Annotated in this window: 16 protein-coding genes; 6 read left to right on the top strand and 10 right to left on the bottom strand. The window is 57.4% G+C overall.

Translation table 11 applies throughout. The features are described from left to right. Positions 1-170: 170 nt before the first annotated feature. Positions 171-2078 carry an FAD-binding protein gene (locus FJE54_RS08410; RefSeq protein WP_255467307.1) on the bottom strand — a complete coding sequence of 636 codons (1908 nt, stop codon included), beginning with the start codon at positions 2076-2078 and terminating at the stop codon, positions 171-173. 382 nt (positions 2079-2460) lie between these two features. On the opposite strand from FJE54_RS08410, the gene FJE54_RS08405 reads away from it, so the two are divergent. The 4 genes from FJE54_RS08405 to FJE54_RS08390 all read left to right on the top strand — a co-directional run bounded on the left by FJE54_RS08405 (position 2461) and on the right by FJE54_RS08390 (position 11882). Next, positions 2461-6534 (top strand): YidC/Oxa1 family membrane protein insertase, encoded by a 4074-nt coding sequence (locus FJE54_RS08405; protein WP_139652359.1) that lies wholly within the window; start codon positions 2461-2463, stop codon positions 6532-6534. A 179-nt stretch (positions 6535-6713) separates the two neighbouring features. Then, positions 6714-8405: a TerB N-terminal domain-containing protein gene (locus FJE54_RS08400; RefSeq protein ID WP_180326663.1), complete on the top strand. Its 1692-nt coding sequence runs from the start codon at positions 6714-6716 to the stop codon at positions 8403-8405. Beyond that, positions 8398-9723 carry an ATP-binding protein gene (locus FJE54_RS08395; RefSeq protein ID WP_139652357.1) on the top strand — a complete coding sequence of 442 codons (1326 nt, stop codon included), beginning with the start codon at positions 8398-8400 and terminating at the stop codon, positions 9721-9723. The genes FJE54_RS08400 and FJE54_RS08395 overlap by 8 nt, the downstream gene beginning before the upstream one ends. After that, complete coding sequence (locus tag FJE54_RS08390) at positions 9720-11882, top strand: DEAD/DEAH box helicase (protein WP_139652356.1); 2163 nt, start codon at positions 9720-9722, stop codon at positions 11880-11882. Before FJE54_RS08395 ends, FJE54_RS08390 begins: the two co-directional genes overlap by 4 nt. A 50-nt stretch (positions 11883-11932) precedes the next feature. Here FJE54_RS08390 and FJE54_RS08385 read toward each other — a convergent pair whose 3' ends face one another. The 6 genes from FJE54_RS08385 to FJE54_RS08360 form a co-directional block, all read right to left on the bottom strand. After that, complete coding sequence (locus tag FJE54_RS08385) at positions 11933-12352, bottom strand: DUF4418 family protein (protein WP_139652355.1); 420 nt, start codon at positions 12350-12352, stop codon at positions 11933-11935. Between the two features lie 64 nt (positions 12353-12416). Continuing rightward, entirely contained in the window at positions 12417-13334 is a 918-nt protein-coding gene (locus FJE54_RS08380; protein WP_139652354.1) for a YncE family protein, read from the bottom strand. 227 nt (positions 13335-13561) lie between these two features. Then, complete coding sequence (locus tag FJE54_RS16450; RefSeq protein WP_180326662.1) at positions 13562-14143, bottom strand: ABC transporter ATP-binding protein; 582 nt, start codon at positions 14141-14143, stop codon at positions 13562-13564. A 101-nt stretch (positions 14144-14244) separates the two neighbouring features. Then, positions 14245-15441, bottom strand: coding sequence for an ABC transporter permease (locus FJE54_RS08370; RefSeq protein ID WP_180326661.1), 1197 nt, complete (start codon positions 15439-15441; stop codon positions 14245-14247). A 93-nt stretch (positions 15442-15534) separates the two neighbouring features. Then, entirely contained in the window at positions 15535-16128 is a 594-nt protein-coding gene (locus FJE54_RS08365) for a 4Fe-4S dicluster domain-containing protein (protein ID WP_139652351.1), read from the bottom strand. 1 nt (position 16129) lies between these two features. Beyond that, positions 16130-18493: a molybdopterin-containing oxidoreductase family protein gene (locus FJE54_RS08360; RefSeq protein WP_139652350.1), complete on the bottom strand. Its 2364-nt coding sequence runs from the start codon at positions 18491-18493 to the stop codon at positions 16130-16132. A 284-nt stretch (positions 18494-18777) separates the two neighbouring features. On the opposite strand from FJE54_RS08360, the gene FJE54_RS08355 reads away from it, so the two are divergent. Next, positions 18778-20577, top strand: a complete 1800-nt coding sequence (locus FJE54_RS08355) for an ATP-binding protein (RefSeq protein ID WP_139652349.1) — start codon at positions 18778-18780, stop codon at positions 20575-20577. Further along, a complete protein-coding gene (locus FJE54_RS08350; RefSeq protein ID WP_139652348.1) occupies positions 20558-21253 on the top strand; it encodes a response regulator transcription factor in 696 nt (231 codons plus the stop codon). The genes FJE54_RS08355 and FJE54_RS08350 overlap by 20 nt, the downstream gene beginning before the upstream one ends. 12 nt (positions 21254-21265) lie before the next feature. Here FJE54_RS08350 and FJE54_RS08345 read toward each other — a convergent pair whose 3' ends face one another. Genes FJE54_RS08345 through FJE54_RS08335 form a run of 3 tightly spaced genes read right to left on the bottom strand, consistent with a single transcriptional unit; the run spans position 21266 to position 23867 of the window. Beyond that, positions 21266-22144 (bottom strand): sensor histidine kinase, encoded by an 879-nt coding sequence (locus tag FJE54_RS08345; RefSeq protein WP_139652347.1) that lies wholly within the window; start codon positions 22142-22144, stop codon positions 21266-21268. Continuing rightward, entirely contained in the window at positions 22141-22929 is a 789-nt protein-coding gene (locus tag FJE54_RS08340; protein ID WP_139652346.1) for a hypothetical protein, read from the bottom strand. The genes FJE54_RS08345 and FJE54_RS08340 overlap by 4 nt, the downstream gene beginning before the upstream one ends. Then, complete coding sequence (locus tag FJE54_RS08335) at positions 22923-23867, bottom strand: ABC transporter ATP-binding protein (protein WP_139652345.1); 945 nt, start codon at positions 23865-23867, stop codon at positions 22923-22925. Before FJE54_RS08335 ends, FJE54_RS08340 begins: the two co-directional genes overlap by 7 nt. Between the last annotated feature and the right edge of the window lie 27 nt (positions 23868-23894).

The raw sequence follows: 23894 nt of genomic DNA, 5'->3' as shown, positions 1-23894 counted from the left end.
GCATCTGCTTTCGCGCTGAGTATGCATCGGGTGCGACATGGCAATGCGCCGACTCGGGCTACAGGCACCGTCGAACCGTTTGCTCATCCTGAATCGACGCGCTCGTCCAGCAAAGCAAGCGGGACCGCCCGATAAGACGGCCCCGCAAGGGAGGATCGCAAAGCGATTATCTAGCCCTGGTTGTCGAGCAAGCACTGAGCGGCGATCCAGCCGGTGATCCAGCTCGTACCCACGCCCCCGAACACCGTCGAGTTCCAGAAGCATCCGTAGTTCGCTTCGCCCGAAAGTCCGCCAGCGGTAGTCGCGTTGGCGTAGAGGCCCGGGATGAGCGTACCGTCTTCTTTCATGACCTGCAGATTCTCGTCGGTACGCAAACCGCACATGGTCTTTGCCATCTGACCGCCGACGATCGCGCCGTAGAACGGCGGATCCTGCACGGGATTGAGCCACGTGGGGTCGTACGGAGTCGACATCTCTTCGTCGACGCCTTTGGCGCAGAGCTCGTTGTACTCCTTGACTGCCTTTGTAAGTACATCGGGGTCGAGCGTGAGCATCTCGGCCAGCTCTTCAAGCGTGTCGGCCTTCTTAACAGCACCGCGCGCTACGGCGTCTTCCACTTCGGAAAGCCAATCTGCCGAAACGAGCCCGCCGTTGTCGATGAGCGTATCGGCGTCGGTGATCGGAATGCGGTTGCGATCCGATTGGGTGGGCAGCAGCACGTTGTTTTCGAAGATGTTCACAGCGAAGTTCGAATCGCAGATGGAATACACCTTGTGCCCTACCGCCGACATCCATGCCGCGCAGTTGCTCAAATCGCCCATCTGGCCCCCGGGGTTCGCGAAAAGCTCCTGGGTCTGCGCGAAGTACGGCTGGCGGTTGCCGCGCTTATCGATGATGAGCCAGGGATTGTGGAACAGCTGGCGCTCGCCGTGCCAGAAATAGTGCCAAAACTGGCCGTCGCCGCCCGAAGTTTCCTCATCGATCGCACCTTCCCAGCAGCTCCACGAATCGTAGCCCGCGAAGTCGGCTCCGAGACCGAGACCCATGCGGAACACCTCGCCGGTATGAGACGGCATGGGGCCGCCCTGCACGGTGCCCTCGTATGCGCTCGGAAGGTACGCTTTGATGAGATCGCGGTTCATGCCGAACCCGCCTGCAGACAGGATCACGCCCTTGTTCGCCTTGATGTAACTTTCCGTGCCGCCCGATTCGGCAACCACGCCGAGCACGCGCTCCCCGTCGCTGACGAGCTTTGCGCACTTGGTGGACAGACGGATATCGGCACCCTCGGCGAGTGCGACGGCTTCCATGGCGTTCGTGGGGTTGTCCATGCCCAAAACGACGCTCTGCATGCCTTCGTGCACGGCGCGGTCGTGCCAGATGGGGCCTAGGCACACCATGTCCATGCCATCCTGTTCCATGATCCAATCGCATGCCGGACCCGACATCTCGAGCATGTTCTTCAGGTACTTCTCGTCTATCGAGTACGAGTTGTCCTGTTCGTACAGACGCATGAACGCGTGCACGTCGGGCGGAAATGTCGGAACCGAGAACTCCATCTCGTTTTGCTCCTTCGAGCCGCCGAACACGTTCGCAAACGTGCAGGCGTGCCTGCTCGCGCCGCCGACGATACCCTCTTTCTCGATGCCGATGACCTTCAGCCCCTGCTGGGCAAGATACGCCACAGCCACAAGGCCGCCTCCGCCGACGCCGACGACGACCACGTCGGCTTCGTCGTCCCACGACTCGGGCGGATCGGCGGGCATGATGGGTGCAGCATCGGGCAGATCCGCGCCCTTGACACGCTCGGCGAGCCGAGCGGTGATCTCATCGGCGGGACCCGCATCGCCTCCCGACCCTTTTGGCTCAGACGACGCGGGCGTTGCGCATCCGACCAGCGCCGCGCCGCCGAGCGCGGCTGCGCTCGCCAAAAGACCGCCCTTGACGAACGTCCTGCGTGAAAACGCGCTCGATGATTCTTCTTCAGTGAATGTAGTGTGCGATGATTCCATGGTGATTCCCTCCTCGCTCAATCGGCGCACGACAACCCTGCCGCAGTCGCCTGCGCCTTTCATCATCGGTATCCCCTGGGGTTCTGTCCTTGTACTTGCAACACGTGTTTTTGACACGACGAGCGTACCATGCACTCGAAACGCTGGCCGTCAAACGAGCATTGACGCCTCGGCAACTTTTCGTTGCCGATCGTTCAGCCCCATGCAGCTTTCGGCTAACGAACGCAGCAAAGCCACCAGCCGCCCTTGCACCCGCGAAGCGAGCGGCCGGGCACTCGTCTACTCGCCCTCAATCCAAAGCTATCGCTTATCTGTTAACTGATCGTTTAAGGCTATCCCGTATCGCCGCTAAGGGTTATCATGGTGGATCGACTGCCGTAGCGGTCGCGGCCGCCGCTGATGCGGTCGCTCGGGGACACCTTGCATCATCGGGAGGAACACGTACACAATGGAATGGCTCGCTCAGGCGCTCAACGTCATCATGCAACCGTGCTACCAGCTCACCGGCAACTGGTGGATCGCCATCCTTCTCTTTACCGTCATCGTCAAGATCATCTTGCTGCCCTTGTCTCTGTGGTGCCAGAAGAACGCCATCGTCATGGTTCAGCTCATACCGGCGATCAACCGCATCAAGGTCAAGTACTTCGGCGACCGCGAGGCCATCGGCGATAAGCAGCATGAGATGTTCAAGGAAAAGCACTATCATCCTCTCTTAAGCCTCGTGCCGCTCGCCGTGCAAATACTTATCCTGTTCGGGCTCGTCGACGTCATCCACGGCATCACCGACTATGGCGCCCCGGGCACCGAGCTTCTGGGCATGGTGCCTGCGACCGACGGCGGCATTTCGTGGTTCATGCCGCTTGCCGCCGGGCTCTCGGCCATCGTTATGGGATTCGCCCAAAACCGCATCAACCCGCTGCAGCGCGAGCAGTCGCGTGCCGAGAAGAACATGACGAACGGGCTCTCGATCGGGCTCTCGTTCATCCTCGGTATCTTCGTAGCAACCGGCATGGGTTTTTACTGGGTGTGCTCGAACCTCATGTCTGTCGCGATCCAGGCTATCTGCAACGTGATCATCAAGCCGAAGAAGTACATCGACTACGCCGACCTCGAAGCAAGCCGTACCGAGCTCGAAGAACTCGAAGCGCTCGATGCGAACGATCGGAAGTGGTACCAAAGAAATCCGCTCGGCAAGCGTGAGAAAGCCGATTACAAGCGGTTCTTCAACGTAGTGAACAAACATCTCGTGTTCTATTCGGAATCGAGCGGCTTCTACAAGTACTTTCAGGGCACGATCGAGTGGCTTCTTGAGAACTCCGATATGACCATCCACTACATCACAAACGACCCCGACGATCAGATATTCGGCATAGCGAAGCGCGAGGAGCGCATCCAGCCCTACTACATAGGTCCTAAACGCATCATCACGCTCATGATGAAGATGGATGCGCAGATGGTCGCAGCCACGCTCGAAGACTTCGACAACTACTACATCAAGCGCTCCTATGTATGCGACGACACCGAATACGTGTTCTTCTTCCATCACATGACCTCAACTCACATGACTCCGAACAAGGGCGCGTTCGACGGATACGACACCGTTATGTGCGTAGGCCAGCATCAGGTAGACGAGCTTCGCCGCGCCGAAGAGCTTTATAAAACGCCCGCGAAAACGCTCGTACCGTACGGTTACGACCTGCTCGACCGCACCATCGAATCCTATCGTGCGCTCGTCGCGAGCGGCGCTGAAGCACAAAACGAGCGCCCCACCGTGATCGTCGCCCCCTCGTGGCAAGAGGGTTGCATCCTCGATTCGTGCATCGACGAGGTCATCGGAGGGCTTCGCGGACGCGGTTACCGCGTCATCGTACGCCCGCATCCCGAATACGTGAAGCGCTACCGTCCCCGCTGGGAGGCCATTCTCGCCCGCTACGGCGATGCGCCCGATGACGAGCTATATTTCGAGGGCGATTTCTCATCGAACGTATCGGTGTTCACGTCGGACGTGCTCATCACCGATTGGTCAACGGTCGCCCACGAGTTCTCGTTCTCCACGAACAAGCCGAGCATCTTCATCGACACGCCCATGAAAGTGTGCAACCCCGACTACGAAGAGCTCGGCATCGTACCCACTGACATTTCGTTGCGCAACGAAATCGGCGTTTCGCTGCCGCTTGACGGACTTGAGCAGCTACCCGATACCGTAGCCGAAATGCTCGCGAATCCCGAAGCGTGGCACGACCGCATTGCGGCGGCCACGAAACAAAGCGTGTTCAACCTCGGCCACAGCGCCGAAGTGGCCGGCGAGTTCATCCTGACGCGTTTACTCGAAAAGCAGGCAGCGAAGAAGGGGGCAACGCCCCCGTCCGATCCGGGCAAGAAGCGCTCTTCAGACGCAGCGGAGCGGCGACCTGAAAAGAAACGCGGCCGCGAACTTGCAAAGGCAGCAGCGTCGCATCTGCCCGAGGCCGCTCTCGCAACGCTTGTTGCGCTGCCGTTCATGGCAGAACCCGCCTATGCGTACGTAGACCCCTCGGTTATGACCTACACCATCCAGGCGCTCGCCGGCGTGGCCGTTGCGCTCTCGGCCGTCCTCGGCGTGGTTTTCAGGAAAACGAGACGCAAGCTCTTTGCCATGTTCAAGATCGACGAGAATGCACATAAGGTTGTCGAAGGCGACATTCACCGCGTGGTAGACGGAAGAAGAGTTGACGAAAACGGGGCCTATGTGGCTTTAGACCAAGACTATCGCTTCGGCAAATCCAGCCAAACAGTACGCGAAAGGCGAAGGGCGTCCACCGCGCAGGATGGCCCTCGTTGGCGCGCTCGCTTTGGTCAAGCTCTTCTTGCCTGTGCATTTCTTTTCTATAGCCTTTTCGTCGTAGCACCGTTCGAAATCGTCGCGTCGAACTCAGGGAGTCTCATACTTGGCTTGCAAGATGTAGGCTCGTATATGATCGCATTTGCGGCCATCCTTGCATTAGGGTGCGCCCTCCTCGCCTCGGCACTTCACGGAAGAGCCTTCACTATCGCCCTTGTCACCATCGTCAGCGTAGGAACATGCTGCTACCTTCAGGCAATGTTCATGAACCAAGGGCTCCCGACCGCAGATGGCTCGACCGTCCCATGGCAGGACTTTTCAACTGTCTCGTTTGCCACCGCAGCCATATGGCTCGCACTAATCGTCGGAGCCATTATCGCGAGCAGGAGAAACTCCAAGCTATGGCGTACGATTGCAGGAACCGTTGCCATCATACTCATCGTGGTGCAAACTGTCGGCATCGCAAGCCTTTTTACCGCGTCAAACATCTCATTTGTTCCGAGGCAGGACCAGATCGAATGCACGGAAGACGGCCTATTCGAATTATCCCCCGAAAACAACGTGGTAGTATTCGTTCTCGATACGTACGACACCATCGATCTACAAAACGTTTTCGACACGAACCCTGATCTGATGCGCCCCTTCGAGAATTTCACATTCTTCGAGAATTCCACCGGATCGATGATACCGACACGCTATGCCGTCCCTTTTCTCCTTACCGATGTCACTCCCCGGCCCGGAGAAACGTATGAGCAGTATTACAGCGATCGGTACGGCCAGGGTACGTTCTTGAGCGACGTATACGATACGGGATACTCGATCGGTCTATACAGCGATTCCCTCGGCGTCGACTACACGATGCCATCGGAGCAAAAACTTGCTTCACAAACGATCAATTTGCACCCTATCGAAAACAAGCAAATCGATGTGCGAGGAACCATAGAAATACTCGCGCAAAGCGCACTGTATCGAGATATGCCCTGGCTGCTGAAGCCGCAATTTTGGTTCTACACTGACGAAATGAACGACAAGATGACCTTCGTGAGCAACGAGGGCGAGGATTCAAACGTTATATACCGCATGAACGACGGCGCCTATCATCAGAAGCTGAAAAGCAAAAAACTCAGCCTTGAGGATGACGGGAAAGCGGGAGCATTTCGCTTCATACATCTTGCGGGGGCCCATCCGCCCTATGTCCTTGACGAAAACGGGAACAACGTCGGCAAAAGCAGTTCTTCGTTCAAGCAGCAGGCGATCGGATCGCTCGCCATCGTCAACGAATACCTCGAGCAGATGAAGGAACTCGGCGTGTACGACTCTTCGACGATCATCGTAACCGCCGACCACGGCTACTGGTACATTACCCCCGATATGGTGTGGGATACCACGAGCCCCATCATGCTCGTCAAACCCGCCAACGAAACCGGCGAGCGCAAACCCTTGGCTGTATCCGATATGCCGGTGAGCCATATGGATTTCCAACCGACCGTGCTCGATGCGATGGGCGCCGACAGCGAGAAGTACGGCGACACGATCTTCGAGATCGACGATCCGAACCGCAAACGGCTCTACTACATGACCACCTCGAACGGCAAGCACGATACCGGCATCCGGGAGATTGAAATCGACGGCGATGCACTCGATTTCAACACCTGGAAGCTCACCGGCAACGATTGGCCGATCATTCCTCCACAAGACTAAACCAGGTACCTGCGGCTGGTCCCACCATACAGAGGACCAGCCGCCGTCTGCCGCACCCCATTGCCTGCGCTACCCGAGAACGATACCGTCCGTATATGAGCCATTGACAAACATCTGTTCGTTCAGGTACTATCAGCGAACGAATGTTTGGTTACTGGACAACGGCGATCGGGAGAAGCGTGGGCTCGGCACAACTGATATACGGACTCGACTCCGATCAGGGTTATAAACCCTGCCCCATTCCGCCGCACCGCGATATGTCGCCGAAGCCCGCCCCTGGCACGGTGTGCGTCGTCCAGACATCCGAACCGACTTTCGACGACTTTGCTGAAATCAGCTTAGGAGGTCACAGCAACGAGGCCGATCAAGATGTGCAGCACGTCTACGGCCGCCCCGTCGCACAGGCGATCGAGCCCGACGATGACGCAACGCGCGCAGCCTTCCGCGAACTTCGCCATATCGCCCAGCAGGGCGTGTGGTACCGCATGGATAAAACCGAGGTGTTCTACCGCCAGGCCCGGCTCATGGAAAGCTTTATCGACGATTACGAGGGTGCCGCATCGCTATCCTGCTACTATCCCCGCTATCAGAAAATGGACTACAGCCAGCTTCGAACGTATTTCACCTGGCGCACCGCTGCACGCGAGGGTGTCTTCAAGGAAACGTCAACGTCGTTTGCGTTTCTCTACCTCTACGAGCTCATCAACGGCGTCGGCGCAGATGGCCCTCTCGACGGGCTAGAAAAACTCACCGCAACATGGTTTGCGCTCAGAGCTGACCTTCCCGTGCTCGACCGCTACGTACCTGGCTGGATCAAAGATTACTGCGTGTACTACCCGCTCGACACTTCGTTTCGGGAATTCGCGCTGCAGAACAATCTCCAAAGGCACTACCCCACCGTCTTCTGTTACGGCACCGAGGGCACAGAAGCGTTCGAGCTGTATGCGCGCATCGCATCGTACGACATCGAAAAGTCGGTGTTCTTCACCGAGGATCACCGCGACATGATCGTCGAGTGCTTCGGGTTCGTTCTCACGCGACTACGCGAAAGGTTTGCAGAAAAGAAGCGCCGCTTCGAGGATTCCGTATTTTCAGCCGAGCGTCGCGCGTCGCGCTGGTCGCCGTTTGGCAAAGCGCTCTTCTATCCCACGCTTGCCCAGCCCCGTCGAACCGTGCGCATCTCGGAAAAGGAAGTTTACGAGTGCGAGGCGGGTCGCTGGACGGCAAAACGCGTCGCGCTAGCCCCCCAAGGGCCGCAGCTTGCGGGCTATCTCATGAAGGCCACCGAAGCGCACCTGCGAAAAGCCGTGCGGTTCAAGCACCGCCTTACCGCCAACCTCGATTCGTTCAAAGCGGTTGACCAGGGCAGCTTTGAACGGATAGGGCTATCGGTACCCCGCGTTGTCGAAGAGGCCTGCACCGAATTTTACGAGCACTACACCTTCAGAAGCGTCTCGGTCAACCTCGACAGCCTGAAGCGCATCCGCACCGATGCGCTCTCCACTCAAGAAAAGCTCGTCGTGCCCGACGCTGAGGATATCCGCGCCGCGTCTTCTGTCGAGGCAACTCCGCCCCCGACCGCACCTGCCGACCCATCCTTCCCTGAAGCGCACGGCACCGAACAGCAAACCGCATGGCAAAGGTTCGCCCTATCGCTCACCGAAGCGGAACGGGAGGCCCTCGAAGCGGTTCTTGCAGGTGGCGATGTCAAGCAGGTTGCCCAAACCCGCGCGATCATGCTCGAAGTACTGCTCGACGGCATCAACGAGAAAGCCATGGATTCCCTAGGCGATGCAGTCGTGGAAACCGACGACAGCATCTCTGTCTACGAAGACTACGAATACGATCTCAGGAAAGCGATGGATGCATAAAATGGAAAACCAGGTGCCGAGACGAGTTGCCAACACGATCATGAACGCGCTCAAGGGAGGCGTCGTGCCGCGCATTGGGCTCGAATATATAACGGTCGGTCGAACCCGCGAGATCGATGCGATCCTGCACGACATCGACATCGTCCAAGACGGGGGTGCATCGTTTCGCTTCATCGTGGGCAAATACGGAGCGGGCAAGAGCTTTCTTCTGCAGACCATCCGCAACTATGCGACCGCGAAAGGCTTCGTCGTGATGGACGCGGACCTTTCACCCGAGCGCCGCTTTGCCGGTACCAAGGGGCAGGGTCTTGCCACGTACAAGGAACTCGTGCGCAACGTGTCGGTCAAATCCAAACCCGACGGGGGCGCGCTTCCGCTTGTGCTCGAACGCTGGATTTCGGGCATCCAATCGGCAGTCGCCCAAGAATGCGAGCCTGGCAGCTCGGAGTTCGACGCCCTGGTCGAGAAGCGCATCTACCGGGTAACCGGCGAGCTCGAAGGCATGGTGAACGGCTTCGAGTTCGCGCGCGCCCTCACCGCGTACCACCGAGCCTACCGCGAAGACGATGCCCTCACGAAATCGAACGTGCTTCGATGGTTTCGCGGCGAATACGCTACGCGCAAGGATGCAAAAGCCGATCTCGGCATCAACTGGATCGTCACCGATGAAACCTGGTACGACTTCCTGAAGATCCTCGCCGCATTCATGGTGGGTGCGGGTTACTCGGGCACGCTCGTCATGGTCGACGAGCTGGTGAACATCTTCAAGATACCCAATTCGATTTCACGCCAGAACAACTACGAAAAGCTCCTCACCATGTACAACGACGCGTTGCAGGGAAAAGCGCAGCACATCGGGTTTCTCATGGGGTGCACACCCCAGTGCGTCGAAGATCGCTACAAGGGCATCTTCAGTTACGAGGCTCTCCGTTCGCGCCTCACTGAAGGTCATTTCTCAGGTGATGGACGCACCGATCTTACCGCCCCCATCATCAGGCTCGAAATGCTCTCACAGGAAGAGTTGTACGTGCTCATCGAGAAACTCCGTGATATCCACGCGCAACTCTACGACTACGAGCCGGTACTTCATCACGACGATCTGGTGTATTTCCTCACCGTCGAGTACAACCGCGTCGGTGCCGATACACACATTACCCCGCGCGAGATCATCCGCGATTTCATCGAACTTGTCGGCATTCTCCATCAGAACCCCGAAACGTCTATCCAGGCGGTTCTGGGCAGCAACAGTTTCGAGATGGCCAAGGGCGGCCTGACCGACGAAGATGTCCACAGCGAGTTTGCGGAGTTCGAGCTATGAGCGATGCGTTCGGAAGGCTTGCGCCTTTCATCCAGGACTACATCTACGCCAACGAGTGGACCGAGCTTCGCGCTGTACAGGTAGCCGCGTGCGATGTCATCTTCGACACCGAGTGCAACCTCCTGCTCTCGTCGGGTACGGCCTCAGGCAAAACCGAAGCCGCTTTTCTTCCCGTACTCACCGACCTGGCAAAGCACCCCTCGTCATCGGTGGGCATCCTTTACATAAGCCCCCTGAAGGCGCTTATCAACGACCAGTTCAAACGACTCGAACAGATCCTTGTCGAAGGCAATATCCCCGTATGCAAATGGCACGGCGACGCATCGATCTCGAAGAAAAACGCGCTCGTGAAGAAGCCCGAAGGCGTGCTGCAGATCACGCCGGAATCGCTTGAAAGCTTGCTCATGAATAAGCGCGGGGCCTCAATCAAGATGTTTTCCGATCTGCGCTACGTCATCATCGACGAGGTCCATCATTTCATGCGCGACTCGCGCGGCATCCAGGTGCTCAGCCTGCTCGAACGGATGCAGCGGCTTACCGGAAACGTTCCGCGCCGCATCGGGCTATCCGCCACGCTCGGCGACATCGGCCTTGCCGAAAGATGGCTCAACACCGGCTCGGGACGCGAATGCATATCTCCTGTTACCGATGACAAGAGCGGAAGCATCCGCCTGTTCGTGCACCGCTTCGTCAAAGCGCAAGACGATGACGCAACGCACGCCGATTCGGGTGATCGCGCGCACTTCGAGTACCTGTTCAAAATGACGCTCGACAAGAAAACGATCATCTTCGCGAATTCCCGCGAGGAGATCGAGTTCATCATGGCGAACCTGCGCGAGATCGCACTTGCGAACAAGGCTCCCGACGTGTATCGCGTCCACCACGGCAACGTATCCGCCCAGTTGCGCGAGCAGGCCGAAGATGAAATGAAGGTATCGGAGGATCGGATCGTGACGGGAGCCACCGTCACACTCGAGCTCGGCATCGACATCGGCTCACTCGACCAGGCAGTGCAGATAGGAGCGCCCGCAACCGTTTCGAGCTTCGCCCAGCGCCTTGGCCGCTGCGGCAGACGCGGTCAGGTGCCGCAGCTTCTCTTTACGTTCGTCGAAGATGTCCAGGCAACTGCTGCCGACAAGCTCGGTCCCATCAACTGGTCCTTCATCAGGCTCATAGCCATCATCCAACTGTACACCAAACACCGTTGGATCGAGCCGATACCGCCCCAAAAGCACCCTTACTCGCTCGTCTACCACCAAACCATGAGCACGCTCAAGAGCAACGGGGAGCTTTCGGCTGCCAAACTCGCTCAGGAAGTTCTTTCACTCGGAAGCTTTAAGAGTATCAGCCAAGACGATTTCAAACTGCTTCTCAACCATCTCATCGCCACCGAGCATATCCAAAAGACGGAGCAAGGCGGCCTCATTATCGGGCGCGTGGGCGAGAAGATCGTGAATCACTTCCATTTCTATACGGTGTTCATCGTACCCGAGTATTATCTTGTCAAAGACGAAAACAAGCCCATAGGCACGGTCGATAAGATATACCCGGTCGGTGTGCGCTTCTCGCTTGCCGGCATCACCTGGGAAACACTCGACGTGAACGAGAAATCAAAGGTTTTGTTCGTGAAGCGCGTGCCCGGCATATCCGTCGTCGATTGGAACGTCGATTTCGAATCGGAGCTCCATACCGTACTTGTGCGCACCATGCGCAGCATCCTTCGCGGCAACGAGTCGTATCCCTACCTCAGCGACAGCTGCAAGGAGCGCCTCGCCGAAATCCGCTATCTCGCTTTAGGCAGCACCATCACCGAGAATCTGGTCACGCAGCTCTCCGAACACACCTTCGCCGTCTTTCCCTGGGTGGGCACGCGCCAGCTTTTCACACTGCACTTCTGCCTGCTCGGACGGGGAATCAAAAGCAAGATGCCCTGGCGCACCGCGGTCTATCTCGAGGTATGCTTCGGGGGCACAGCAGAAGAACTCGAACGCGAGATAGCCGACATCCTTGCATCGAAGCCCAACCTGCACGAACTGCCCCTGCCCGACGATATCGAGATAGCCGCGAAGTACAACGAATACGTCCCCTATCCCCTTTTGCGCAAGCAGTTCGTCGAAGACTTCCTCGATTTCGACGGGTTGGTTGAGGGTTTGGAATAGGACCTCATGACAACAAAGGCAATCTTCGCGCAGATTTCCCGCCGACGGTCTTAGGGTTTAACGTGAACCCGTTTGCCATCAAGAGCAAAACCAGCGCATGCAGCAACAAAGGAGATCACTGCGCCCAATCTCAACCAAAACGCAGTCGCCGAACACGCCATGCCGTCTTTGCAGATGCCGATCGAGATCGGCGTATCGAACGTCAAGACAATAAGGGCTATCGAAATTGCCGCAACGGCAACGCTCATTGGTTTCTTTGTCGCGATCGAAGCAATGCACACAACGATCAGCACTACGGCAAGCAAAAGTGCAACCTTTCCTGTAAAGGCACAGCGCATGGGGACCGCAGATCCGTTCGCCAGTTCAAGAGTCGCCTGGCAGGGTTTAGCCCAAAAAGCAACAGCTCCCACGACAGCTAAAGCGCATAAGATGGATATACCGTTCACGATTACACCGATGTTTTTCTTCATTCGCAAGTCTCCCTCCGAATAGCCCCACTCATCCAACGATTGCGAAACCCCTGTTCTTCACCGCTCAGGGAAGAACGTAGACGTCTTTGGGGTTCGCAAATCCCCCAACGCTACCCGAAACCGTATAAGAAGCAGCGTCTACGATCAGCAGATCGCCCGTCGATCCGTTCCCGATATAGACAGTCTCGCCATCGGCTGATATCGCAAGAGAGTCAACCCCCACTCCGACGTCTACACGACCGAGCTCGCTCCATGTCTCGCGATTAAACCCAACGAGAACACCTTCGTCTCGCGCAATAGCGTACACCGTCGATCCGTCGCGAACTTGGCACAAATCGACTACAGCAAGTCCCACGAACACCTCATGCAGCCGCTTTCCCGTCGCGGCGTCGATGACATAGAGCGAATCGACCTTCTCGCTCTCTTCTCCCCCTGCGCCCGCAAGGAGGAGTTCTTTTCCATCCTCCGAAACAACCAAGGCTCGCGGCCCCACCACACCATCGAAAGCCTCTATCTCGGCGCCGGTTCGTAGATCGATGCGCGCGATATCATAGGTGCCGTAATTCGCGCAGTACAAGATCGAACCATCGGGCGCAAGCGCCAGCGCAACAGTGCGACGACCCGTCGCAGCCGACTCCCGACAGCACGCGGGCGGATCGGTTCGATTATGATACCCCGTACGAGAAAGCACGAAAGTCTCGACCATTGATCCCAAAGCCGGATCGACCACATGGACGCTACCGCCATGATAGTCGGCGACGTAGACACACTTTCTCGCCTCGTCGAAGCAAAGACCTAGCGGCTGCGTTCCAACAGGAACGCACCCGACCAGCGACCAGTCATTGACGGGAACAGCGGCGATCTCTCCACCTCCCGAACTGCCAACGAAAATCGTCTCGCCAGCAAGCTCGATCATGGCCGGATTCTGACCTACGGGTACCCGGCTGACAACCGTTTCGGTATCGCCATCTACGATCGCCATTGTGTTCCCCGCATACTCGGTAACGCAGATAGAGCCTCCCGCGATCGGCAATGGCACACGAGATCGTTCAGACGGACTCCCCTCGCCCTCGGCTCGATCGACAACACCCGTCCTTTCGCCCTCTTGTTTTGGAGCTTCGGTTGCGCAACCGCACATAGAGGAGATCGCAACACCTGCAGCAACGGAACCGAGCAGCAGCGAAAAAGAGCGACGCGTCATCGAACGACTCATGAGCATCCTTCCTTAAGCGGCATCAGGGCGCCTTTGTCGAGAGCATAAACAGCGTCGGCACGCCGCGCATATGCCTCATCGTGCGTAACGACAACAACGGCTTTCTCCCCTTGAGCCGCTACGTTTTTCAGCTTCTCGAATACATAGTCCGACCAGGTAGCATCCAGATCATTTGTCGGTTCGTCTGCGAGGATGAGATCATGTTCGGCAAGCAGCGTTCGAGCGATAACAAGACGCCGCTTTTGTCCGACCGACAATTCGCACGGAAGATGCCCTTTGCGATCGGCCAGACCAAATTCTTCAAGCGCTGTACCTATCGTCTCAGCATCGGCACCCGATCGCTGAACCTTTGCCGAGAACAAGAGATTCTCTTCGACAGTAAGCGCCTGGAACAAATACGGGCTCTGGAAAACAAACCCGATGCCTTGCCGATGCAACGCGTCAAGTCGTTTCGCCGAGGCACATGCAAGATTCTCGCCTCGGTAGAGCACCGCCCCCGCATCGGGTCGCAGTATCCCGCCCATAACGCTCAGGAGCGTCGTCTTCCCTTTACCCGAAACTCCGGTGATCGCAACCATCTGACCTGCATCAACCTCAAGATCAAGCTGCGAAAGAGGCTGTATGGGAGGATTTGTTTGAAAGGTTTTTTCTATGCCGACTAGGCTCATCAAGGGGTCCATCACAGGTCTCCCTTCGAAAGCATCGCTTGAGGATCGGTGCGCAAAAGCCCGATCATAGGGCGAACCAACGTTGCTCCGTTCAAAACGAGAGCGAACGCAAGCCCGAGAACAGCCGATGCGCAATATACCTCGTAAGAAGGGGCTGAACCCGGCACGTTGAACGACTCGTGCAAGAGCCCCACTGCATGAACCGCCGCGGCGCATGCGCAGGCGATGCCCGCAACAGCAGACAAAACCGTTGTGATTCCCGTCTCAAGGGCAAGGCTTGCGAGTACAGTCTTTGCGGAAATGCCCAGGGTGCGCATGAGACCGAGTTCTTTTTTCCTATTCGCGACAAGAGCAGAGATGCGCCCCGTCAAGGCGAATGCTGCCACGACGATAAGCAGGCCGATCAAGGTGATCAGAGCGACCTCCAGCACCCTCATCTGCGATGAGACGCCCACTATCATGTCCGATGTCGTAACGGCAACTGTACCCACGCACGCCTGGGTAATAGCATCGGCGACCGTCGCCGCATCAAACCCGTCTCGAACGCCCACCATTACGCACGAAACGGAAGCGAGCGGGTCTGTTTTCTCCCAGAGCCCCACGAGGTAAGGGCTTTCTGCGGCAAGCGCGCGGGCAGCGTCAATATTCATAAAGATGGTCTCATCGACGCTCGTACCCGTCGGTTCCACCGTACCAGCAACCTCAAACGTTCTTCCGAGGATCGCGACGCCGCCCCCATCCACACGAGGCGCCGCCGAACCAAGGAGAATCTCGTTGTCATCCAAGCTCGTTCGGCTCTCTCCTGAAAGCCAAGGAGTTACGATGAAATCGCTTTCGGAATCAATGCCAACGATACGGGTCACGCCAACAACCGAGCAACAGCTCTGATCGACGGTCTGGGTGAAAAATTGCGGTGTTATCCGCTCAACACCTTCGACGGCAGACACTTCGTCGCATACCGTTTTCGGAAGATACACGTTGATGGGCTGGGCCGTGAACAACACGCTTGAAGCATCTGCCGACGCTCCCGCTGGCAAAACCATGATGTCAGCACCAAGGCGCTCACGCGAAAGGCTAATGCTCTCCTCGAGCGAAGAGACGATCACGCAGGAGGCGGTGAGTGCAAACACGGATATGAAAACGATGATTCCCGTCGCAACAGATTGCCCTAATCGTCGCGTTATATTTCTCCAAGCAAGATACAGCATCGGCATCCCCTAAAGCGGAAAACACGAACATGGCCCGCGTTTTCCGCTTGTTATCAAGCACCATCGATCAGATCGCACGTCCAAGCTATTTCGCTAATACGCTTCTCCTCCGCGGTCTACCGTCTCTTCCCAACCGTCAATATCAGCGAATACGTCTACCGTGATGTCGGGGTCGAGCGATACGATCAGGTTCGGCATGGTCTCACCTATCTCTTTGACCGAAGCGCTATCGCCATAGGAGCTCGCCAGCGAGTCAAACTCGTCCATAGAGATATTCGCACTCGGACAGACAACCGTACATACAGGGGGAAGGCCCTTTTGACGGCGCGCGATACAGCCGTCGCACTTGTAGGTGGTTGAGCTCACTTCATCGTAACTTGGCGCATTGAACGGGCATGCTTCGATGCACGTCTTGCAGCCGATACAGAGGCTGTGGTCCTGAATGACTAAGCCGGTGTCTTCTTGCTTGGTGTACGCACCAACCGGACAGTTTGCAACGCATACCGGTTCATCACAATGGTTGCAGCTCATGGAAACGAATGCGTGCCCGATAGGATCGGATGAGTCGATTTGACGGACACGCCGCAAAAGAACGCCAGGGTTCAAAAGATGTTCGTTAGCGCACCCGACCGTGCAGGTTTTGCATCCGTAGCAATGATCCGTCGCCACATGGAATCCCAATGACATGTTATGCCCCCTTCTTCACTTCGACGAGCGTGGAATTGCAGCAATGGATGGTGCCGAGCGTTGGCCAAGCGTTATTGGTGACGTTGCTCGATGGCGAAGCAGTCGTATCGTCCCATCCGTTTTCCAACACAACAACCCCCTGCTTCACATGGTCTGTCACATATGCCCTGCCCGCATGTTCTCCACGGTCGTTGTAGGCAACGACATGATCCCCTTGCGCGATGCCGCGAGCTTCGGCGTCGACAGGATTAATGGTTATGGTCGGCTCGTGCCCATCAAGATCGAGCATAGTTTCCAGATTCTTGAAAATCGTATGGACCTGATTGCGAGTCTTGCGCTGCACAGCCGCAAGCGGATAGGTGGCAGCCAAGCCGTCGGTGTTGAGGGGATGCTCGACAGGACGCTGATGACAAGCGATTCCGGGATATCCCTCGTCAACCCAAGCCTGCACCCAAAGATGCGCTTTCCCAGTCGAGGTGTCAAAGTTTCCTCCCTCGTATGCTATCCAGTTTGGCACGAGATCCCACGCATCGACGCCCTTCTTCTCCATCAGTTCATCATAGGTGACGCCCGTCGGTTCGAGAACGCGCTTGATATACACGCTGGGATCTTCATTGAAATATTGATCGAAGCCGAATCGCTTCGCAATATCTGCCGTTATCTCCAAATCGGTCTTCGCTTCACCCGGAGGAGTCACACCCGCTTCACTGATCTGAATAACCGAAGAACGAACGCTTGCCGTTACATTTGGCGTTTCGAACAAAGCCGTGCACGGCAAGACGAGGTCGGCCCAAAGCCCCGTGGAGGTCATAAAGTGATCGACCTTCACAACAAACGGGATGTGCTCGAGGCCTTTTTTGACCATATTAGAATTAGGCCATTGAGTGGCGATGTTTCCGCAGTGTATCCACATGAAGTTGATCTTCGTAGGCTTGTCTTCGAGAACGAACTCTCCAAAGTGAGAGAAGGGAATGGATTCGAATTCCTTTGCATCGGGATTACTCTCGAACGGAGCGCCCGTTGGCACAAGGTTGCCCGCTCCACCCGCATCGTAGACGCCATCGCCCTCGTGGCCGATGTGTCCGCAGAACAGCGCCAAATACACCTGAGTTGCCGTTGCGTACGCACCGTTTTCGGTCCGCTGATAGCCTCCCATGTTCTGAATGATGATGGCCGCATCGGCTTTGGCGTAATCGCGCGCAATTCGGGCTATGTCATCGTATGAGCAACCCGACTCGGCTTCGACGGCTTCTTTGCCCCACTTGTCAGCTTCAGCCTTAACGAGGTCAAAGATGGTGACGTATTGTGCGGCAGCGTCGGTGCCCTCGACGGTGAGCACGGGTTTTGCACTCGCTTCGTCATGCGCCGCGATCTTCCCAGAAGCACCATCGTATACCATATAGGTGGTATCGTCGGCAAGATCGGAGAAGTACGGAGCATTTGTCGCCTTGTCGATCAAACATGGAGCCGTCGTATGTGCAAGCAGATACTCTTCGTCGAAAAGGCCCTCATCGATAACTACCTTCAGCATTGCAAGCGCAACGGCGGAATCGGTACCTGGCAACGGCTGAATCCACTCTTGCGACTTGTCCGCCGTCTCCGAATAGAAGGGATCGATCGTGCAAAGGGTGCCGCCGTTGTCGATCATCTGCTGGAAGCGCGCGAAGTAGCCCGTCATGCTGATTACGGGATTGTTGCCCCACGCGATGATGTACTTCGATTTCGGTATTTCATTGCGAATGAGACTCGTACGCGATCCTAACACAGTTCCGAGACCCGAATCGATGCCTGCACAGCACATATTGCCCGCAACAGACGTCGTCCCCCCAAGCCAAGATCCGAACACCCCCATGGCATCGAGGAAGGAACTGAAATTGCCCGAACCTCCTTGGACGATAATGGATTGACTGCCGCCGTTGTCGAGCGCGTAACGAAGCTTCTCCTCGATAAGATCGTACGCTTCATCCCAGCTGATCTCTTCGAAATCGCCAGAACCCTTTTCGCCGACGAGCTTCAAGGGCTTGGTCAACCTATCTTCACTATTGCACATCTCAGCGCGCGCAAAACCACGCAGACATGCAGGACTCTCATTCACCTCGCCACTCTCAACCTTCAGCAGCTTGCCGTCGCGCACATAGCCTTTCAGCAGATGATGCTGGCATTCCGGAGAACAGCATCCGTACACGTACTCGCAATCGACAAACGGGTCTTCGGCGACCGGCGATGCTTCCTTCTTGGGCTCCTTCTCGGCCGCCGGACTGCATCCTGCAAGCCCCGCCGCAGCGACCGCGCCCGTTGCAGCCGCCGCTGCAACGAACGTCCTGCGCGACACCGACGGCATTCCATGATCGGCAGATTGCTTCATAGCGTTCCCCTCTCGAATCGTCTCGTCTCGACGCACCGTTTCATCCCCCGGTGCATCTCTCGTCCCATTCTCCGCACTTCGAAAACGACTTGCAATGCATACGAATTGAACTTTCCCTTAAGAAATTCCTGCGAAGTATTAAAAAAGAATTACCGAGGCTCGTCCCTGTTCCCTTCGGTTTCATTTTCGCCGATAATGGACATCGCGGCGAGGGGTTTGCGTTCGAGCACGGGGCCGAACGTCTGATTCAGCGAAATCCCACCGCCAAGGGGACGAGGGGTACCATGAAAGCCACGCGCGTCAAGCCGTTTCGCTACGGCATCCGCTTCAAGTTCGCCGTGCTGATCGGCGCGCTGGTGGTTGCGCTCATGGCAGTCGACGCGCTATGGAACATCAATCTGCAAGAGCAGCAGTCGAAGAACGAGGCGCTCGAGAAAGCCGAGGTGCTCGCCGAGGAGATGCGCGCCGTCTGGAATTTCATCGACATCAACCAAGATATCATCAACAGAAACGAAGACGGTTCGTTTCGCACGAAGCACCTCGTGTGCGTGGTGGCGGCCAAATCGGTGAGCACGCTTTTCACCACGAACTCGGAGTACGAGATCCACTTCACCAACCAGACGCCGCGCCAGCGCGCAAGCGCGCCGGATGCGTTCGAGGAGAAAGCTTTCGCCGCCTTCAAAGCCGATCCATCGCTTGAGGCCTACTACGACGTCGAGACCAAGGCGGACGGACAGCGGGTCTTCCGCTATACCGAACCCCTCTACGTTACCGAAACGTGCCTCGAATGCCACGGAGAGCCTGCAGGAGAACTCGACCAGTACGGATACGAGAAGGAGGGCATGCGCGTCGGCGACATCGGCGGCGCCATGTCGATCATCGAGCCCATGGACATCTACGCCTCGGGTATGCAGGTAAGCGTGTTCCAGCAGGTGTTCATGGTGCTGCTCGTGTTGGTGATCGCCTGTATCGGCATCTACGCGGCGGTGAGCAAACTCGTGCTGCGCCCCATCGAGGCGCTCGGAACCGCCGCCAAGAAGATCGGCGAAGGGGAATTCGAATACGAACTTGGTCTCGAAAGCACCCGAAAGCCCGACGAGATAACCGAGTTCGCCAACGATTTCGATAAGATGGCGCGCAGGCTCGAGCGCCTCTACACGAACATGGAAAGCGAAGTGCAAAAACAAACCGACGAGCTCTCTGCATTGAACGACCTGCTCATCTATCAGAAAGCCGAACTCAAGAAAACGCTCGACCGTTTAAGCGAGGAAACCGCGTACAAAAACGAGTTCTTCGCTATCATGAGCCATGAGCTGCGCACGCCGCTTACCTCCATTCTCGCCTTCGCACGCATCCTGCGCGGCGTCGATTCGCTTGACGATAAAACACGCAATGCCGTCGAGGAGATCGAGGCGAACGCAACGCTTTTGCTCAACATGGTCAACAACATCCTCACCATTTCGAAAGCCGAAGCCCGCAAAAACGAGCTCGTTATCGAGCCCGTTGATTTCGTCGATCTGATCGGATTCATCAGAAGCTCGCTCGAGCCGGTCGCCAAGAACAAGAACGTTTCGTTGAGCGCGAAGGCAGACGCCGACGTGCCGCTTTCGATGGCTGATTGGGAAAAGCTTCGGCGCATCGTCGAGAACCTCGTCGACAACGCGATCAAGTACACCCATCCCGGCGGATCGGTCGATGTCCGCGTCTGGTTCGACGATTCGGAGGCATCATCCACCGATGCCAAGGACGCCGCGGACCGCGATACGCCGGCCCAGGAGACGGACCCGGAGGCCACGGCACCACCACGCCACGGCGACATCGCCATAGCGGTCACCGACGACGGCATCGGCATCGCCGAGGAAGACCAAGAGCACATCTTCGAGCGGTACCGCCAAGCAGGCCAATCCCCCAACCGACGCTATCGCGGCACGGGTCTCGGGCTCGCCGTGGTCAAGGAGCTCACCGAACTCCACGGGGGTACGGTATCAGTTGCATCGGCCCGTAAAAAAGGTAGCACGTTTACGGTACGGATTCCCTATGCGCCCGTTGATACGGAGGAATACGATGAAGATACTGCTTGTTGACGACGAAGCCAGCATCGAACGTTTGGTGTCGAGCATGATAACTGATGCGGGCTACGAGTTCGCCTACACCGACAACGGACACGATGCCCTTACCGTTGCCGAAGAGGAAAAGCCCGACCTCATCATCATGGATGTGATGATGCCGAAAATGGACGGGTTCACCGCCTGCCGCGAACTGCGCGCACGCGGCGTCACGGCGCCTGTCATCTTCCTTTCAGCGAAAGGCGACATCGTCGACAAGGGCATCGGTTTTCAAGCTGGCGGCGACGACTACATGGTAAAACCGTTCGATCCGCGCGAACTGCTCATGCATATCGAAGCGCACCTGCGCCGGGCGAGCATGACCACTGCGGCGACGGCGAAAGAAGAGGTGCTGCGTTTCGGCCGGTTTACGCTCGATGCCGCCCAATTCCGTGCAACCAAGGAAGACGCGCGGATTTCGCTCACCCCGAAAGAGTTCAAGATACTCTTCGCGCTCGCCAGCAATCCCGGCGTCGTGCTTTCGAAAGAGCAGCTCGTGGAAGCGGCGTGGGGCAAGGAGTTCGTCGGCGAAACATCAAGCATCACGGTGTTCATCAAGAAACTCCGCGAGAAGGTCGAAGACGATCCGTCCGACCCGCGCATCATCCAAACCGTCTGGGGCATCGGCTACCGGCTCGAGCCCGAAGCGTGCTGAAGCCGAAGCGTGTTAGCGCCTAAACGCGATCCTGATTGAAAGCACGTCTCCTTCAATCTCGGCTTCGGCTGTTGCCCCCATGCTCTCACACAAGCGCGCGACGATCGCCAAACCCAAGCCGCTACCTATAGCGCCCCTCGATACGTCGGCACGGTAGAATCTTGTGAACAGCTGGTCGATATCGATGGCGCGGGGCGCGTCGACGCGGTTCGACACGGTAATCACACTGCCTCGCTGCACCACTACAGGGGCGGATGAGCCGTGCTTGAGACAGTTCATGGCAAGGTTGGAAAACACGCGCACCGCATCGTCTCGAGCCGCCTTTACCGCAAACCCCTCGTCTTCGAAATCGATGACCGGCTCCCATCCCTTGCTTTCGAAATCGGGATAGAGCGCAGTGAACGCCTCGACGACCGCTTCATACACCGAAACCTTATCCGCACACGACTCGCGACCGGGATCGTGAGCTTTCGTATACTCGAACAGCTGATCGACGAGCTGCTTCATAGCCGCCAACCGATCCTGCGCCTCGCGCACGCATCGCTCGCGCTCGGCCGGATCGTCTTCGAACCCGTAGAGCTGGAGGTAGCCTTGCGCCCCGGCAAGCGGCGTGCGCACATCGTGCGAGAGCGCTACGAGATCCTCGTGGAAACGCTGCCGCTCGTCATCGACTTCGATGTGCAGCCGCCGCTCGCCATCTAGCAGACCATTCGCCTCCTGCGCAGCACCAACGGTTCCCCGCGTGCGAAGCTCAACTGCCAAGCGCTGATTGCTGGTTGCATTTCGATGCGCAAGAAAATGTGCGAACCGGCGAAACTCGCGCTCGTAGCACACGACCAGTACCGCAAGCAGCACGACAGCAAGCGACAGGATGACGATGGCAACGATCATTTTGCAAGCTCCCGCTTCCTCATCACGAACACGCACAGACCGACGGCAACGACGCAGGTAACCCCAGCGGCTACGAAGCCGCCTGCATCCGACACCGCACCCGAGCTCAGCTGTACTGCCACCTGAGCGGCGAGGTACCCGTCGAGACAATCGCGCAGGGGCGGAAACCCGCTGAACACGTTCGAGAACACCATGCTCAGAAACGATTCTATGAGCCCCGAGGACACGAGAAGCGCCGCCATAACCGAAAACGTCTCGTCGCCTGAAACAAACGTCAGAAAAACGGCGATACAGGCGTACGCCACCGAAACGAGCAGAACCTGACACGCCAACAGCGCCAACCCCGCGAAGTCGTAATCGGTGATCGCGAAGCCAAGGGTTCGGTACGCGATCTCCGCAACTGCTATCGCCGCAACCATCGCCGCCACGACCACGATACAAGTCGTAACCACGGCGGCAAGCGCATACGACGTCCTTCCGCCCTTTGCTTGGAGCACGTTCTTGACCGCCTTCGTCTTGAAATCGGCGCAGAAGAAGTTCGCAAGAAACACGCTTGCGGCAATCGGCACCGTGACTGTCGACGCAAGGGCCTTTCCGTACATCTGCGCCGCCGTGATGCTGAGCGAGGAGGACGATGCGATATAGGAGCTGTCGGTCGTGTTCGATGCGACGAACAAGACAAATGAGGCGCCAAGATATACAGTAAGAGCGTAAAGAAAGAGGAAAGCCCAGGTAGATCGTGTTTTGATCAGGCGATACAGGTTCGATCTCAGCATGCTCAGCATGACGCACCGCCCCCTTTCGCGCGACTGCCCCGCGAAGGCTCTTCACCCATCAGCTCGACGAAGTAGTCTTCGATATCGCGCGAATGGCGATACATCGCCGATACGGGAATACCCGCCTTAGCAAGTATCCATCCCACCTCGTCGGAAGAGAGCTCGGTTGCAGCCCGGATCGACCCGTCCTCGTAGACGCCGAACGCGATGTCGGGCCGTGCGCGCTCGAGTACCGCAAGCGCCGTTTCGCATTCGGGGCTTTGGATGCACAGGTAATCCGAGCACTCACGATCGAGCTCCTCAACCGTCAGCTCCCGCACCAATCGGCCTTCGCGGATGACGCCGTAGCGCGTAACCATGCGCTCGAGCTGGTCGAGCACATGCGAGCTGATGAACACCGTGATACCGCGTTCCGCGTTAAGGCGCATGATGAGGCTGCGGATATCGCGTACGCCTTCCGGGTCGAGACCGTTGAACGGCTCGTCAAGCAACAGAAGGTCCGGGGAACCCACGAGAGCGAGCGCGAGACCGAGACGTTGCTTCATGCCGAGCGAATAGGAGTACGCCCTTTGCTTGGCAACATCGGCGAGCCCCACGAACTCGAGCACATCTCCCGAAATCGCTCGGGGGTTCGCAGCACCGAGCGCGAGCGCACGGCACATCACGTTGTCAAGCCCCGAAAGGTTCGGGTGCAACCCGGGGCCTTCGATGATCGAACCCAAGCGGGGACTCGTTTCGCCGGGCTGGACGACTTCGCCGAACAGCTCGACGGAGCCCTCCGTCGGAAGCGACAGCCCCGCCACCACCCGCATGAGCGTCGACTTCCCCGCCCCGTTGCGGCCGACGAATCCGTAGATATCGCCTTCGGCAACCGTCATGGTCACATGGTCGACCGCCCATGTCCCACCGTATCGCTTGCCGAGCGCTACGGTTTTAAGAGCATTCATACCGTCTCCTTTCCCTGGGGGTTTTGT

The sequence above is a fragment of the Raoultibacter phocaeensis genome, assembly GCF_901411515.1.
In the GTDB taxonomy this organism is placed as follows: Bacteria; Actinomycetota; Coriobacteriia; order Coriobacteriales; family Eggerthellaceae; genus Raoultibacter; species Raoultibacter phocaeensis.
This window is presented reverse-complemented; position numbering and strand designations above follow the sequence as displayed.